General features: G+C 67.8%; 18 protein-coding genes. 17 read left to right on the forward strand and 1 reads right to left on the reverse strand.

Annotated elements, in window-relative coordinates; all coding sequences use genetic code 11:
- Positions 1–85: 85 nt before the first annotated feature.
- The 15 genes from secY to ACSQ18_RS02350 all read left to right on the forward strand — a co-directional run bounded on the left by secY (position 86) and on the right by ACSQ18_RS02350 (position 12,008).
- Positions 86–1,414 (forward strand): preprotein translocase subunit SecY, encoded by a 1,329-nt coding sequence (gene secY, locus ACSQ18_RS02280; protein WP_144807119.1) that lies wholly within the window; start codon positions 86–88, stop codon positions 1,412–1,414.
- Positions 1,411–2,022 carry an adenylate kinase gene (locus ACSQ18_RS02285; RefSeq protein WP_436035422.1) on the forward strand — a complete coding sequence of 204 codons (612 nt, stop codon included), beginning with the start codon at positions 1,411–1,413 and terminating at the stop codon, positions 2,020–2,022. Before secY ends, ACSQ18_RS02285 begins: the two co-directional genes overlap by 4 nt.
- Positions 2,023–2,024: 2 nt before the next feature.
- Positions 2,025–2,858 (forward strand): type I methionyl aminopeptidase, encoded by an 834-nt coding sequence (map, locus tag ACSQ18_RS02290; protein WP_436035424.1) that lies wholly within the window; start codon positions 2,025–2,027, stop codon positions 2,856–2,858.
- A gap of 200 nt (positions 2,859–3,058) precedes the next feature.
- A complete protein-coding gene (locus ACSQ18_RS02295; protein WP_436035426.1) occupies positions 3,059–4,066 on the forward strand; it encodes a hypothetical protein in 1,008 nt (335 codons plus the stop codon).
- 255 nt (positions 4,067–4,321) lie between these two features.
- On the forward strand, positions 4,322–4,999 hold the full coding sequence (locus tag ACSQ18_RS02300; protein WP_436035428.1) for a DsbA family protein: 678 nt from the start codon (positions 4,322–4,324) through the stop codon (positions 4,997–4,999).
- A 146-nt stretch (positions 5,000–5,145) separates the two neighbouring features.
- Positions 5,146–5,367, forward strand: coding sequence for a translation initiation factor IF-1 (infA, locus tag ACSQ18_RS02305; RefSeq protein WP_017201569.1), 222 nt, complete (start codon positions 5,146–5,148; stop codon positions 5,365–5,367).
- A 65-nt stretch (positions 5,368–5,432) separates the two neighbouring features.
- The gene (rpmJ, locus tag ACSQ18_RS02310) at positions 5,433–5,549 is read left to right on the forward strand and encodes a 50S ribosomal protein L36 (RefSeq protein ID WP_005050492.1); all 117 of its coding nucleotides are present in this window, start codon (positions 5,433–5,435) and stop codon (positions 5,547–5,549) included.
- A 165-nt stretch (positions 5,550–5,714) separates the two neighbouring features.
- Positions 5,715–6,089: a 30S ribosomal protein S13 gene (gene rpsM / locus ACSQ18_RS02315; protein WP_144807123.1), complete on the forward strand. Its 375-nt coding sequence runs from the start codon at positions 5,715–5,717 to the stop codon at positions 6,087–6,089.
- A gap of 33 nt (positions 6,090–6,122) precedes the next feature.
- The gene (rpsK, locus tag ACSQ18_RS02320; RefSeq protein ID WP_144807124.1) at positions 6,123–6,521 is read left to right on the forward strand and encodes a 30S ribosomal protein S11; all 399 of its coding nucleotides are present in this window, start codon (positions 6,123–6,125) and stop codon (positions 6,519–6,521) included.
- Positions 6,522–6,636: 115 nt separating this feature from the next.
- Entirely contained in the window at positions 6,637–7,626 is a 990-nt protein-coding gene (locus ACSQ18_RS02325) for a DNA-directed RNA polymerase subunit alpha (protein WP_144807125.1), read from the forward strand.
- Positions 7,627–7,681: 55 nt separating this feature from the next.
- Positions 7,682–8,245, forward strand: a complete 564-nt coding sequence (gene rplQ, locus ACSQ18_RS02330; RefSeq protein WP_436035439.1) for a 50S ribosomal protein L17 — start codon at positions 7,682–7,684, stop codon at positions 8,243–8,245.
- Positions 8,246–8,352: 107 nt separating this feature from the next.
- Entirely contained in the window at positions 8,353–9,405 is a 1,053-nt protein-coding gene (locus tag ACSQ18_RS02335; RefSeq protein WP_436035441.1) for a GNAT family N-acetyltransferase, read from the forward strand.
- A 50-nt stretch (positions 9,406–9,455) separates the two neighbouring features.
- Entirely contained in the window at positions 9,456–10,370 is a 915-nt protein-coding gene (locus ACSQ18_RS02340; protein ID WP_436035443.1) for a carbohydrate kinase family protein, read from the forward strand.
- 31 nt (positions 10,371–10,401) lie between these two features.
- The gene (gene truA, locus ACSQ18_RS02345; protein ID WP_436035444.1) at positions 10,402–11,238 is read left to right on the forward strand and encodes a tRNA pseudouridine(38-40) synthase TruA; all 837 of its coding nucleotides are present in this window, start codon (positions 10,402–10,404) and stop codon (positions 11,236–11,238) included.
- Between the two features lie 77 nt (positions 11,239–11,315).
- A complete protein-coding gene (locus ACSQ18_RS02350) occupies positions 11,316–12,008 on the forward strand; it encodes an endonuclease/exonuclease/phosphatase family protein (RefSeq protein WP_301039278.1) in 693 nt (230 codons plus the stop codon).
- Position 12,009: 1 nt separating this feature from the next.
- Here ACSQ18_RS02350 and ACSQ18_RS02355 read toward each other — a convergent pair whose 3' ends face one another.
- Positions 12,010–13,035 (reverse strand): CAP domain-containing protein, encoded by a 1,026-nt coding sequence (locus ACSQ18_RS02355; RefSeq protein ID WP_436035446.1) that lies wholly within the window; start codon positions 13,033–13,035, stop codon positions 12,010–12,012.
- A gap of 320 nt (positions 13,036–13,355) precedes the next feature.
- Here ACSQ18_RS02355 and rplM point away from each other — a divergent pair, with 320 nt between their 5' ends.
- Positions 13,356–13,802 (forward strand): 50S ribosomal protein L13, encoded by a 447-nt coding sequence (rplM, locus tag ACSQ18_RS02360; protein WP_144807132.1) that lies wholly within the window; start codon positions 13,356–13,358, stop codon positions 13,800–13,802.
- Positions 13,803–13,831: 29 nt separating this feature from the next.
- Positions 13,832–14,320, forward strand: coding sequence for a 30S ribosomal protein S9 (rpsI, locus tag ACSQ18_RS02365; protein ID WP_436035448.1), 489 nt, complete (start codon positions 13,832–13,834; stop codon positions 14,318–14,320).
- The last annotated feature ends 6 nt before the right edge of the window (positions 14,321–14,326 follow it).

Consider the following 14,326-nt stretch of genomic DNA (forward strand, 5'->3'; position numbering starts at 1 on the left):
CGGCTCATCAGCCGGGTCGGCCCCTGTTGCCGTACTCTGGTTGACGGTGTGTCCCGACACGCCGTCGTCCACCTGGAGGAATCTCTTGTTCAGCGCCATTGCGCGGGTCTTCCGCACGCCGGATCTTCGGCGGAAGATCGCCTTCACCCTGGCGATCATCGCCATCTACCGCCTCGGTGCCCACGTGCCGACGCCGTTCGTCGACTACCCGAACGTGACGACCTGTCTGGACCAGACGGGATCGACCGACGGGCTCCTGTCGCTCGTGAACCTGTTCTCCGGCGGTGCGCTGCTGCAGTTGTCGATCTTCGCGCTCGGCGTCATGCCGTACATCACGGCGACGATCATCGTGCAGCTGCTGCGCGTCGTCATCCCGCACTTCGAGACCCTCTACAAGGAGGGTCAGGCGGGCCAGAGCAAGCTGACGCAGTACACGCGATACCTGACGATCGCGCTGGCGCTCCTGCAGTCCACCACGCTCGTGACGGTCGCTCGTTCGGGCCAGCTCTTCCCGAGCGGCTCGGGGGTGCCCGAGTGTGAGGCGCTGCTCACCGAGGAAGCCTGGTGGGCCCAGCTCCTCATGATCATCACGATGACCGCCGGCACGGGCCTCATCATGTGGTTCGCCGAGCTCGTCACAGAGCGCGGCGTCGGCAACGGCATGTCGATCCTCATCTTCACGTCGATCGCCGCCACCTTCCCCGCCGCACTGTGGGCGATCCAGGCGACGAACGGCTTCGAGGTCTTCCTCCTCGTCCTCGCGGTGGGTATCGCGGTCGTGGCGCTCGTCGTCTTCGTCGAGCAGTCGCAGCGCCGCATCCCCGTGCAGTACGCCAAGCGCATGGTCGGACGCCGCACGCTCGGCGGCACGAACACGTACATCCCGATCAAGGTGAACATGGCCGGCGTGGTGCCCGTCATCTTCGCCTCGTCGCTGCTGTACATCCCCGCGCTGATCGCACAGTTCAACCAGACCCCGGATGCCGACGGCAACGTCCCCGGGTGGGTGACCTGGATCCAGGCGTACTTCACGACCGGCGACTCGCCGATCTACATGGCCGTCTACTTCCTGCTGATCATCGGATTCACGTACTTCTACGTCGCGATCACGTTCAACCCGGTCGAGGTCGCCGACAACATGAAGAAGTACGGCGGATTCATCCCCGGCATCCGTGCGGGACGGCCGACGGCCGAGTACCTCGACTACGTGCTCACGCGTATCACGCTGCCCGGCTCGATCTACCTGGGTCTCATCGCCCTCCTGCCGCTCATTGCCCTCGCGACCGTCGGTGCCAACCAGAACTTCCCGTTCGGCGGCGCCTCGATCCTCATCATCGTCGGTGTGGGTCTCGAGACGGTGAAGCAGATCGACGCGCAGCTGCAGCAGCGCCACTATGAGGGACTGCTGCGATGACCCTTCGACAGGCTCAGGACGGCGCCGCGGCTCGGCTTCTCATCATCGGCCCGCAGGGGTCCGGGAAGGGGACGCAGGGCGTCCGCATCGCGGAGGCTCTCGGCATACCGGCAGTGTCAACCGGCGATGTGTTCCGCGCCAACGTCAAGGACGGGACCGAGCTCGGCCAGCAGGTCAAGGCGATCATCGACGCCGGCGACCTGGTCCCCGACGAGCTGACGAGCGCGATCGTGCGCGACCGACTGTCGCAGCAGGATGCCGCGAGTGGCTTCCTGCTCGACGGCTACCCGCGGAACCTCGGTCAGGTCGGCGACCTCGACGCGTTCCTCGACGGCCGCGGCGAGCCCCTCACGGCCGTCATCGAGTTGTCGGTGCCGCGGGAAGAGTCCATTCAGCGTCTGTCGCTGCGCGCCACCGAACAGGGTCGCGCCGACGACAACGAAGAGTCGATCGCGAAGCGCCTGTCGATCTACGAGTCCGAGACCGCGCCGATCCTCGAGGTCTACCGCGGCCGCGGCATCGTCGACGAGGTCGACGGGGTCGGGTCGCTCGACGAGATCACCGAACGCATCATGGCCGCCCTCGCGGCACGCGGCATCACCGCTTGATCGTGGGACTCCGCCGCTCGCTCTACAAGACCCCCGCCCAGTTGCGGTCGATGGTCGAGCCCGGACTCATCACTGCTGCGGCGCTCGACGCGGTGCGTGCGATCGTTGCGCCCGGCGTGACGACGGCCGAGCTCGACGCGGCGGCGGACGAGGTCGTGCGCGTACGCGGCGCGGAGTCGAACTTCCAGCTGGTCCGCGGCTACCGCCACACGACGTGCGTATCGGTGAACGAGCAGGTGGTGCACGGCATACCGGGCGGGCGCGTTCTCGAGCCCGGCGACATCGTGTCCATCGATGCCGGCGCGCAGTACAAGGGCTGGAACGGCGACTCGGCCATCACGATCGTCGTGCCCGATCCGTCGCGTCCGGAGCTCGTCGCCGGACGCGAGCGACTGTCGCAGGTGACCGAGACGTCGCTGTGGGCCGGTATCGCGGCGCTCGCGTCAGCCGCACGGGTCGGCGAGATCGGCGACGCGGTGCAGACGTCGATCGAGTCGTCGGGGGAGGGCTATGGCATCCTGCGGGATTACGTCGGTCATGGTATCGGTCGCCGCATGCACGAGGGCCCGACCGTCTTCAACTATCGTGTGGACGATCTCGGCCCGGCAGTCCGACCGGGCCTCTGCGTCGCGATCGAACCGATGGTCGTCGCCGGATCCGAGGCGACGCTCGTCGAGGACGACGACTGGACGGTGTCGACGGTCGACGGCTCGGACGGATGTCATTGGGAGCACAGCGTTGCCGTGCACGCCGACGGCATCTGGGTGCTGACCGCGCCGGACGGTGGCGCTGCCGGTCTCGCGCGCTTCGGCATCACCCCCACCCCCATCGCCTGAGGCACCGGGCGACTTCGCTCGACTCCACACGATTCGCGCGAGTCCACACGACTCCCGCGCTCGAGTGGTGTTGTTTCGGTGGGTGGTTGTGGTGTCGGCGCGGCGGCTCGCCTCCTCCCCAGTGATCGATCCCGACGGGGATGCCACGGAGTCGCGGATCGCTCGAGATGCAACGGCCCGCGTCGGCCAGCGTGGCACCCATGAATGTCGACGAAGGCCTACGGTGGCTGCGGTCCGCTGCGCAGCTGGAGCGAGCAGGCATTACCGCGAGGATGCTGGCATCCCATGTGCAGCACGGACGCATGCAGCGGGTCGATCGTGGGTGGTACGTCGACGGTGCGAGTTGGCGCGAGTGGACGACGGAGGAGCGCCAGCTGATCCGGGTGCTGGCGGCGCATCGCCGGCGAAGCGCCCATGGGGGGCGCGGTACGGTCGGGGGCGTCTTCTCGCACGCCTCCGCTGCGGTGCTGTGGGGGCTTCCCCTCGCTCGCTGGGAGCCGGATCGCGTCCAGATCTCCGGGGATGCCACGAACGGGCGCGTCCGCGGGGGCGACCCGCTCGTGTCGCGTCATCGCGTTGCGGTCGCTCCGTCCGACACCACCATCGTGCATTCGCTGCCCTGCACATCGCTCGCGCGCACGGTGGCGGACCTCCTCCGCACGACGTCGGAGGAGACGGGGCTCGCCGCCTTGGACGCGGCGCTGCGGATGAGAGCCTGGGACGACTCCGGCCGACGGTACGACGAGGCCGCGGCCGACGACTTCTCCGGCGAGGTCGATGAGCATCTGCAGGCGGGGGCGCGCGGCGTTCGCCGGGCGCGGCGTCTCCTGCCGCTCGGCGACGGCCGCGCGCAACTGCCCGGCGAGAGCATCAGTCGTCTGTACCTGATCCGGTTGGGATTCGCCCAGCCCCGACTGCAGGTGCCGATCGCCGGGCCGCGAGGAGGCTCCTACTTCGTGGACTTCGGCCTGGACGATGCCGACGTGTGGGGTGAGTTCGACGGCCGCGCGAAGTACACCGACTCGGATCTGCGCGGGTCTCGCGCGGATCTCGAGGACGTGATGTTCGCGGAGAAGGAGCGCGAGGACTGGATCCGCGGAGTCTCGGGGCGCCGCATCGTGCGCTGGGGTGCTCGCGACATCCGCGACGCGTCCGCTCTCCGGCAACGGCTTGCGGCATTCTCCGTCTACCCGCGGTCGACCCGGTGAGAGGTCACGCCTCTCCGCTCCCGCGGCGACCGCGCCGAATCGACACGGTTCGCGCGAATCAACACGTGCGCCGCGCATCGGGAGTGTGGTTTCGCGGGGAGGCCGTTGTTTCGCGGGGAGGCTGTTGATTCGGGGGCTGGGGCTGCGCACGGGCGCACGGCCCGCGGATTTGCACGGGCCCGGCACAGCAGGCACATAGGAGTCGATGCCAGAATGAGAGGTCGGTTCCCAGACCGACCGGAGAGAGGCACGAACATGGCAGGCGCTGCAACCAACAAGACCAACTGGTTCGCGATTTGGACGAGTGTCGCCGTCGTGGCCGTCGTCGCGATCCTCGTCGTCGTCGTGATGCTGATGAACAACAAGGCGACCGATCCTGGCCTCGCCCCCGACTCCAGCGGCATCAATCAGGAGACCGGGGCCATCGTCTTCGGTGACGGACCCGACACGGTGTCGACGTGGGTCGACTTCATGTGCCCCTACTGCAACCAGTTCGAGCAGACCGAGGGTGAGACGATCACGCAGCTCGTCGAGGACGGCAGCATCACACTCGAACTGCACCCCGTCGCGATCCTCGACCGCCTGTCGCAGGGCACCGAGTTCTCCAGCCGCGCAGCCTCCGCCATGTACGCCGTCGCGGAGGCCGATCCGGAAAACGCGTACGCGTTCCTCGTGGCGATGTACGACAACCAGCCGGCGGAGCAGTCGACGGGGCTCACCGACGAGCAGATCGTCCAGATCGCGAAGGATGCCGGGGTCGATGTCACCGCCGACCTCGAGTCCGCGATCCTCGATCACAAGTTCCTCGACTTCGCGAAGAGCCAGACCCTGCCCGACGGCGCGACGGGAACTCCGACGCTCGCGGTCAACGACACCCTGGTGCCTGTGACCTTCGACCCGCAGGCCGACATCGTCGACCGGCTGACGCAGTAACCCATCAGCATCGACCGGCGGTTTGCCGCGCCGCGTTCTATCACGTACACTGGATCTTTGGTGCCTTGCGCCTTCATTGGCGTGTCGGAGCACCGACAATCCCACCCACCGCAGATCGACCGGTCTGCACGACTGTAAGCGAGCGTATGGCGAAGAAAGACGGTGTCATCGAGATCGAAGGTGTGATCTCCGAGGCTCTGCCGAACGCGATGTTCCGCGTGGAGCTCAGCAACGGACACAAGGTTCTCGCCACGATCTCCGGAAAGATGCGGCAGAACTACATCCGCATCATCCCCGAAGACCGCGTCGTCGTGGAGCTTTCGCCCTACGACCTCACGCGCGGCCGCATCGTCTACCGCTACCGCTAAAGACCGGTCGAGAAGTAACACCCCAGACCTCGGTCTGCCCGGTGAAGACAGCGAATCAGGAAATCATGAAGGTCAACCCCTCCGTCAAGCCCATCTGCGACCACTGCAAGGTCATCCGCCGCCACGGTCGCGTCATGGTCATCTGCAAGTCGAACCCGCGTCACAAGCAGCGCCAGGGCTGATGTGCTCCGGATGCCACGGCATCCGGCCTCGGACTCACAACTTCACAAATACAGGCAGCTTCAGAACCTCGCCGCGGCTCCGGTCGCACGGCGGGGGGACACCCCGGGTCGGAGGCCCGGGCACCGATTCTGCTCCATACCTCCACCAACTCCCAGGAGAACCGCATGGCACGTCTTGCCGGCGTTGACATCCCGCGCGACAAGCGCGTGGTGATCGCCCTCACGTACATCTACGGCATCGGCCGTACCCGCTCGGTCGAGATCCTCAAGGCGACGCAGATCGACGAGTCGATCCGCGTCAAGGACCTCACCGACGACCAGCTCGTCGCACTCCGCGACCTCATCGAGGCCGACTACAAGGTCGAGGGTGACCTCCGCCGTGAGGTGGCCGCCGACATCCGCCGCAAGGTCGAGATCGGCTCCTACGAGGGTCTGCGTCACCGCCGCGGCCTTCCCGTGCGCGGTCAGCGCACGAAGACGAACGCGCGTACCCGCAAGGGCCCCAAGCGCACCGTCGCCGGCAAGAAGAAGGCGCGCTAAGGCGCGGCCCCAGGGATTTAGGGAGAACGCACCATGGCACAGGCCAAGTCCGCCGCGCGCAAGCCGCGCCGCAAGGAGAAGAAGAACATCGCGCTGGGCCACGCCCACATCAAGTCGACGTTCAACAACACGATCGTCTCGATCACCGACCCGTCCGGCGCCGTCATCAGCTGGGCCTCCTCGGGTGGCGTGGGCTTCAAGGGCTCGCGCAAGTCGACCCCGTACGCGGCCGGCATGGCCGCCGAGTCGGCCGCCCGTCAGGCCGCCGAGCACGGTGTCAAGAAGGTCGACGTCTTCGTGAAGGGTCCCGGCTCCGGCCGCGAGACCGCGATCCGCTCGCTGCAGGCCGCCGGCCTCGAGGTGGGCTCCATCCAGGACGTCACCCCGCAGGCCCACAACGGCTGCCGCCCGCCCAAGCGTCGCCGCGTCTGATTTCCGGATGCCGGGGCCACCGTTTCCGGTGCGTCCCGGCATCCGCCATGAACAACTCAAAATCTCAGAACACCCACGTGTCATATAGCGGGCACGTGACTGAAAGGAACACATAGTGCTCATCGCACAGCGTCCCACTCTGACCGAGGAGAAGATCGGCGAGTTCCGCAGCCGCTTCGTCATCGAGCCGCTGGAGCCCGGCTTCGGCTACACGATCGGCAACGCGCTGCGTCGCAGCCTGCTCTCCTCGATCCCCGGCGCAGCCGTCACCAGCATCCGCATCGACGGCGTGCTGCACGAGTTCAGCACCATTCCGGGTGTCAAGGAAGATGTCACCGAGATCATCCTCAACATCAAGCAGCTCGTCGTCTCGAGCGAGCGCGATGAGCCGATCACGGCGTACCTGCGCAAGACGGGTGCCGGTGAGGTCACCGCTGCCGACATCTCCGCTCCTGCCGGCGTCGAGGTGCACAACCCCGAGCTGGTCATCGCGACCCTCAACGACAGCGCGCGCTTCGAGCTCGAGCTGACGATCGAGCGTGGCCGCGGCTACGTGTCGGCGACGCAGAACCGCAACGAGTACGCCGAGGCCGGTCAGATCCCGATCGACTCGATCTACTCGCCCGTCCTGAAGGTCAGCTACCGCGTCGACGCCACGCGTGCCGGCGAGCGCACCGACTTCGACAAGCTCGTGCTCGACGTGGAGAGCAAGCCCTCCATCGCCCCGCGCGACGCTGTGGCCTCCGCCGGTCGCACGCTCACCGAGCTGTTCGGGCTCGCCCGTGAGCTCAACGTCGAGGCCGAGGGCATCGAGATCGGCCCCGCGCCGGTCGAGCAGGTGCTCACCAACGAGCTCTCGATGCCGATCGAGGACCTCGATCTGTCGGTGCGTTCGTACAACTGCCTCAAGCGCGAGGGCATCAATACGGTGTCCGAGCTCGTCGCCCTTTCGGAGACGCAGCTGATGAACATCCGCAACTTCGGTCAGAAGTCGGTCGACGAGGTGCGCGACAAGCTCGTCTCGCTCGGCCTGTCGCTTAAGGACTCGGTGCCCGGGTTCGACGGCGCGCACTTCTACGGCGGCTACGACGACGAGACCCTCTGAGCGGATTCCGGTCCGCCGGGTCTCTCGCTGACACTTTTCACCAGGAGTAACTGACATGCCCAAGCCCACCAAGGGTCCCCGCCTCGGAGGCGGCCCCGCCCACGAGCGCCTGCTGCTTGCGAACCTCGCGGCTGCCCTCTTCACGCACAAGTCGATCAAGACGACGGAGACGAAGGCCAAGCGCCTGCGTCCCCTCGCTGAGCGACTCATCACCTTCGCCAAGCGCGGTGACCTGCACGCACGTCGTCGCGTGCTGTCGGTCATCGGTGACAAGGAGGTCGTGCACGTCCTCTTCGCCGAGATCGCGCCGCTGGTCGCGGAGCGTGAGGGCGGATACACCCGCATCACCAAGGTCGGCAACCGCAAGGGCGACAACGCCCCCATGGCCGTCATCGAGCTGGTGCTCGAGCCGGTGAACCCGAAGCCGAAGTCGGCGAAGAAGTCCGCCGCGAAGGCGACCCCCGCCGAGGAGACCCCCGCTGAGGAGACCCCGGTCGAGGAGACCCCGACCGAGGATGCCGGCGCCGAGTCGCAGGACGAGGGCGCTGCCGCCGAGGCCGCCGCGGAGGAGGCCGTCGAGGCACCCGCCGAGGAGAAGACCGAGGAGAAGGCGGAGTAATCTCCGTCATCCACGTCGCGAAGCCCGCACCGTTCACGGTGCGGGCTTCGTCGTTCCTGGCGGGCGGCGACAGAACGCGTGTCGCCGGCGACAGGTAGGCTGGCGCGGTGAGTGCGCAGCCCTTGAACGACCGGATCGGCGCCGTCCCGTCGCCCGAGCCTCCCCGTCACGACGACATCGCCACGTGGCGCACCGCCACGGTCGAAGACATCGACCACATTCACCGTGTGCACGCCGTCGCGGACGCCGCCGACCATCCCACGTGGATCACGCCGCGGGAAGAAATCGCCGACACCTTCGAGCTCAGCCATATCGACCACACTCGCGACACGGTGATCGGATTCGGCGTCGACGGCACCCCGGTCGTGTTCTCCAGCGCGTTCCTCCACCCGTCTCGCGAGGGCACGCTCACGGTGCACATCGGTGGGGCGGTCGATCCGCAATGGCGTCGTCGCGGTATCGGCTCCGCCGCTCTGGCGTGGAGCCACGCACGGGCGCTCGGGCAGCTCGCCGAGGCCGCCGCCGATCTTCCGGCGACGCACGACGGCGAGCCGTGGAAGCTCGAGATCAAGGTGTACGCGGAGGAGTCGACGCCCGACGTCATCGCGATCACCGAGCCGCTCGGCTTCCAAGTCGAACGCTGGTTCACGACGATGGTGCGCGACATGTCGGAGCCCGTTCCCGCTCCGCCGGCCGTCGCGGATGCGACGATCGTCGCGTACTCATCAGATCGGGCGCTCGACGTCCTCGCTGCCCGGAACGACGCCTTCCGCGATCACTGGGGGAGCCTCCCGACGAGCGAGGAGAGCTGGCAGAAGTTCGTCGGCGGCGAGTTCTTGCGGCCCGACCTCTCCCGGATCGCGCTCGACGCGGACGGCGCCGTGATCGCGCTGTGCTTGGCATCCGTGAATCGCGACGACTGGGAGGCGCTCGGGGCCACCCACGCCTACATCGATCTCATCGGTGTGGTGCGAGCGCACCGTCGCCGCGGTCTGGCGCCCGCCGTCATCGCCGCGACTCTCGCCGCGATCGCGGAGGAGGGGCTCGAGAAGGCCGTGCTCGATGTCGACACGGCCAGCCCGACGGGTGCGAATACCCTCTACGAACGACTCGGCTTCGCAGCGACGGAGCGCTCGCTCGCTCTCGTTCACCGCCTGTAGCCCCCGCGTCGCGCTTCCACCGACCGCACCGTTCCACAAGACTGGATGCCATGAACACCCGAACGCTCGTCATCGGCGAGGCTCTCATCGACATCGTTCACGGACGCACGTCCGAGGGCGACTCCACGGCGGCGACGCTGGATCGCGAACTCGTGGGCGGCAGCCCGGCGAATGTCGCCGTCGGGCTCGCGCGGCAGGGCCACGACGTGCACCTGCTCACGCGGATCGGCCGTGACGAGCGGGGGGCGCGCATCGCCGAGCACGTGGCTTCTGCCGGCGCGGCGCTCACCGCGGCCTCCTGGACCGACGCCGCGACCTCGACGGCGCGCGCGCGCCTCCGCGCAGACGGGTCGGCCGAGTACGAGTTCGACATTGATTGGGCGGTCGGCGCGCCCGACCTCGACGGGGTGGACCTCGTCCACACCGGGTCCATCGCCCTCTTCCTGGAGCCGGGTGCCGCTACCGTGCGCGACACGCTTCGCCGGGCAGCCGGCTCGCAGCGCGTCACCCTCGACCCCAACATCCGGCCCGCGTTGATCGGTGACCACGACACGGCGTTGCAGCAGTTCTCCGAGGCGGCACGGTCGGCAGACCTCGTCAAGCTGAGCGACGAGGATGCCGTGTGGCTCTATCCCGAGCTGCTCCCGGAGCAGGTGCTCTCAGAGATCGCGACGCTCGGTCCGCGCATCGTTGTCATGACCCGGGGCGGCGAGGGAGCGCTCGCGCTCGGTCCGGGCGGAGTCGCGGAGGTGTCTGCGCTGCCCGTCGACGTCGTGGACACGATCGGGGCGGGCGATGCGTACATGGCGAGCCTCATCTCCAGCGTCCTCGACGACCCGCAGCTCTTCGAGTCGAAGCCAGCGCTGCTGCGGGCGCTGCGGCGCGCCGCCGTCACCGCGGGTCTCACGGTCGCCCGCGCCGGCGCGAACCCGCCGCGGCGCGCGGAGGTCGACGCCGCCCTCTGACTCGCCGTCGGGGGATCGGTAGGCTGGCGACGTGCGGCTGCGTCTCGATCTCGCCTATGACGGCACCGACTTCCGCGGGTGGGCGCGTCAACCGGGGTTGCGCACCGTGCAGGGCGTCCTGGAGGCGGCGATCGCGCGCATCCTCGGCGGCGACCCGCGCCTGGTGGTGGCGGGACGCACCGACGCGGGGGTGCATGCGAGCGGTCAGGTGGCGCACGTCGATCTCAGCGACGCGCAACGCCACCGGCTCGAGAGCGGTCGCAACCCGCATCCGGAGGCCCTCGCCGCGCGGTTGACGGGAGTGCTCGGGCAGTACCCCGATCTCGCCGTCCATCTCACTGCGGTGGCGCCCGATGGGTTCGATGCCAGATTCTCCGCCGTCTGGCGCCGGTACTCGTACCGCGTCGCCGACCGGGTCAGCGGGTACGATCCGCTGGATCGGCTGCGGACGACGAGCGTCAACGCCGACCTCGATGTGGAGCAGATGGATGCCGCCGCGAGGTCGCTCGTCGGGCTGCATGACTTCGCCGCGTACTGCAAGTGGCGGGAGGAGGCCACGACGATCCGCACTCTGCTCGAATTCGACTGGCACCGCGACGCCGACGGCATCCTCGTCGCCAACGTCAAGGCCGACGCGTTCTGTCACAGCATGGTGCGTGCGCTCGTCGGCGCGTGCGTCGCCGTGGGGCAGGGGCGACTCGATGTGGCCGACGTCGTGGCTATCCGCGAGGCGGGCGAGCGCACGAGCGAGACCAAGGTGCTCGCCGCGCGCGGACTCACTCTCACCGAGGTCGGCTACCCGCCCGATGAGCTGCTCGCCGTCCGGGCCGAGCAGACGAGGAAGCGGCGCTCGCTCGACGGCGACTGACACCGCCCTGCTTCACCGCGGACACTTTTGCAACCCCGAGGCGGATCCCAGGCACGCGGCATATTGTTGTCGACGGTATGAAGGTCATCTCGTACAACCTCAATAAGCACAAGGCTGCGCACGAGCTCGAAGAGCTGGTCGAGGCGCACGCCGCGGACGTCCTGTGCCTCCAGGAGGCGGTGAGCGACGATCTGCCGACGCAGATCGCGGGTCTGCGCCTCGCCGAGGCCACGGTCCGCAACCGGCTCGGACTCGCCGTGTACCACCGGGAGAACACCTACACCGCGGTCGAGGTGCGCACGCTGGCGCTCAAGAAGTCGCTGCACGACCGAGTGCTCAAGCCGGCCGAGGAGCGCATGCTCGGTGTCCGGATGCGTGACATCGATCATGGCCGCGAGTTCCTCGTGGCCAGTTTCCATGCCGCACCTCTGACGGCACTCAACTCCCTCCGTCGCAAGCAGATCCAGGCGGCCCTCGCAGAGTTGAGCACGCTCGGGCCCGGCCTCCCGATCCTCATGGTGGGCGACTACAACTATCCGGTGTTCAAGGAGAGCCTGAGCCAGCGCATCCGGGATGCCGGTTACGAGCTCACGCTCAGCGATGCCCGCACCTACACGCGTTACAAGTTCTTCCGTGGCCACTACGACTTCGCGACGAGCGTGGGCGTCACCATCGAGAGCATCACGACGCTGCCGCAGGGCAGCAGCGACCACCTGCCGATCCTCATCGACGCCGAACTCAGTCCGCGCCGGTCAGGTGCGACCGCCTGAGTCAGGGCACCAGGGTCTTCGCCGCCACGCGACTCGCGGTGGCGTAACCCGCCTTCTTGCCCGTGACCTTGACGGTGATGGTGTGGCCTCGGTCGGACTTGGTCAGCACGTACCGCTTCCCCGTGGCGCCGGAGATGGCGGTGCTGTCGCGGTACCACCGGTACGAGTAGGTCGTGCCGGTCGTCCATACGCCGCGGACCGCCAGGAGCTCCTCACCGACCTTGATGACTCCGGAGACGCGCGGCCTCACGGTGGTCAAGGTGCTGAGTTTGGCCACCTCGTCGGTCGGCTTCGAGACGCGCGCAGTGGGCGCGTAGCCGGTCTTGACGCCGGTCACCTTGACCTTCACCGTCTTGCCGGCATCCGTCGACTTCGGCGTGTAGGTCTTCGCGGTGGCGCCCGAAATCGACGAACCGTCGGCGTACCACTGGTACTTCAGCGTGGTGCCGGTCGTCCATGTGCCGGTCTTCGCCGTGAGCGTGATGCCCGCCTTCGGGGTGCCGCTGATGGCGGGGGCCGTGGTCGTGAGTGTCTTGTAGGCGCCGAACACCTGCGTGTAATACGGGCGACCGGATTCGCTGCACCCGACACCGATACCAATGTGCGTGAAGCTCGAACGGAGGATGTTCGCGCGATGGCCGGGACTGTCGAGCCATGCCCGCGTCACGGTGGTGGGGGAGTACCCGAACGCGACGTTCTCACCGGCCGCCGACCAGCCGGCGGGGATCTGCGTCGAGTAGTTCGGATTGTGCTTCATGGTCGCGTCGGCTGCCTGTCGCTGCGACCACTTGAGGGCGACCGAGTCCATCGCGGCGTTGGCGCGCAGGGCCTTCACGCCGACGCGGCTGCGTGCCGCATTGACGTCGGCGAGGATGCGATCCTGCACCTGGGAGACGGTGAGGGACGACGTGCATGAACTAGCGCCGGCGGCGGCGGTGGCAGGGACGACGGCGCCGAGTAGCGCCACCACCAATGCCGTCGCCGCCCCAGCAGCGACGCCGAGGCGTCGCCGAGGGCGACTGAACATCTGTAATCCTCCGGGGGGAAAGGACTTCTTGTGCCACATTGGTACCACAGGTCACTCGCGACACGCCAATCCCAATATCAGGGGATTCCTTGATTGCGTGCTACGAGTGTCAGCCATCACCAATGGTGGCCTCGACGGCGGACCGATTCGCGGTGACGCCCTCGTTCGCGTAGACTGGTCCCTTGGTGTTCGGCTCAGCTGACCCGGCGCCGCGAACGTGAGCCCTCCACTGGCGTGTTCCGCTCGATCACTCGAGCACGGGAACCACCCCGGAGTGGGATTCACGAACTTCTCCGTTCGATCAAGAAAGCAGCACTACTGTGACGCGCACCTACACCCCCAAGGCTGGCGAGACCCAGCGCGAGTGGCTGGTCATCGACGCGAGCGATGTCGTCCTCGGACGCCTCGCCTCGCACGCGGCGGCCCTCCTCCGCGGCAAGCACAAGCCCACCTTCGCCAACCACATCGACACCGGTGACTTCGTCGTCATCGTCAACGCCGCCAAGGTGGCGCTGACGGGCCAGAAGCTCCAGAAGAAGATGGCCTACCGTCACTCGGGCTACCCGGGTGGCCTCACCGCGACCTCCTACGCCGAGCTTCTCGAGAAGAACCCGGTTCGCGCCGTCGAGAAGGCCGTCCGCGGCATGCTCCCCAAGAACAGCCTGGGCCGCCAGCAGCTGTCGAAGCTGAAGGTCTACGCCGGTGCCGAGCACCCGCACGCGGCCCAGCAGCCCACCACGTACACCTTCGACCAGGTCGCCCAGTAAGCGCCGCCGAAACAGACTGAGGACATCCCATGGCGAAGATCGCTGACTCCCTCGAAGAGACCCCCGAGAACTACTCCACCGAGACCCCGGCCGCCGAGGCCGCCGCTGCCGCCCCGCGCCCCGTTCTCTCGGTGCCCGGCGCTGCCGTCGGCCGTCGCAAGCAGGCCATCGCGCGCGTGCGCCTCGTGCCCGGCTCCGGCACGATCACGGTCAACGGCCGCACTCTCGAGGACTACTTCCCGAACAAGCTGCACCAGCAGCTCATCAACGACCCGTTCACGGTGCTCGACCTCGCCGGCGCCTACGACGTCATCGCCCGCATCTCCGGTGGTGGCCCCTCGGGCCAGGCCGGTGCGCTGCGCCTGGGCATCGCTCGCGCGCTGAACGAGATCGACGTCGAGAACAACCGCCCGACCCTCAAGAAGGCCGGCTTCCTCTCGCGCGACGCTCGCGTCAAGGAGCGCAAGAAGGCCGGTCTCAAGAAGGCCCGCAAGGCACCTCAGTACTCGAAGCGCTAAACACTC

It is taken from the genome of Microbacterium sp. LjRoot45 (assembly GCF_964253325.1).
Taxonomy (GTDB): domain Bacteria; phylum Actinomycetota; class Actinomycetes; order Actinomycetales; family Microbacteriaceae; genus Microbacterium.

Bases quoted from the DNA above. Each gene is read 5' to 3' on its own strand.
- ACSQ18_RS02285 (WP_436035422.1), top strand. From the start codon at position 1,411: ATGACCCTTCGACAGGCTCAGGACGGCGCCGCGGCTCGGCTTCTCATC.
- ACSQ18_RS02295 (WP_436035426.1), top strand. From the start codon at position 3,059: ATGAATGTCGACGAAGGCCTACGGTGGCTGCGGTCCGCTGCGCAGCTG.
- ACSQ18_RS02300 (WP_436035428.1), top strand. From the start codon at position 4,322: ATGGCAGGCGCTGCAACCAACAAGACCAACTGGTTCGCGATTTGGACG.
- infA (WP_017201569.1), top strand. From the start codon at position 5,146: ATGGCGAAGAAAGACGGTGTCATCGAGATCGAAGGTGTGATCTCCGAG.
- rpmJ (WP_005050492.1), top strand. From the start codon at position 5,433: ATGAAGGTCAACCCCTCCGTCAAGCCCATCTGCGACCACTGCAAGGTC.
- rpsM (WP_144807123.1), top strand. From the start codon at position 5,715: ATGGCACGTCTTGCCGGCGTTGACATCCCGCGCGACAAGCGCGTGGTG.
- rpsK (WP_144807124.1), top strand. From the start codon at position 6,123: ATGGCACAGGCCAAGTCCGCCGCGCGCAAGCCGCGCCGCAAGGAGAAG.
- rplQ (WP_436035439.1), top strand. From the start codon at position 7,682: ATGCCCAAGCCCACCAAGGGTCCCCGCCTCGGAGGCGGCCCCGCCCAC.
- ACSQ18_RS02340 (WP_436035443.1), top strand. From the start codon at position 9,456: ATGAACACCCGAACGCTCGTCATCGGCGAGGCTCTCATCGACATCGTT.
- ACSQ18_RS02350 (WP_301039278.1), top strand. From the start codon at position 11,316: ATGAAGGTCATCTCGTACAACCTCAATAAGCACAAGGCTGCGCACGAG.
- ACSQ18_RS02355 (WP_436035446.1), bottom strand. From the start codon at position 13,035: ATGTTCAGTCGCCCTCGGCGACGCCTCGGCGTCGCTGCTGGGGCGGCG.
- rpsI (WP_436035448.1), top strand. From the start codon at position 13,832: ATGGCGAAGATCGCTGACTCCCTCGAAGAGACCCCCGAGAACTACTCC.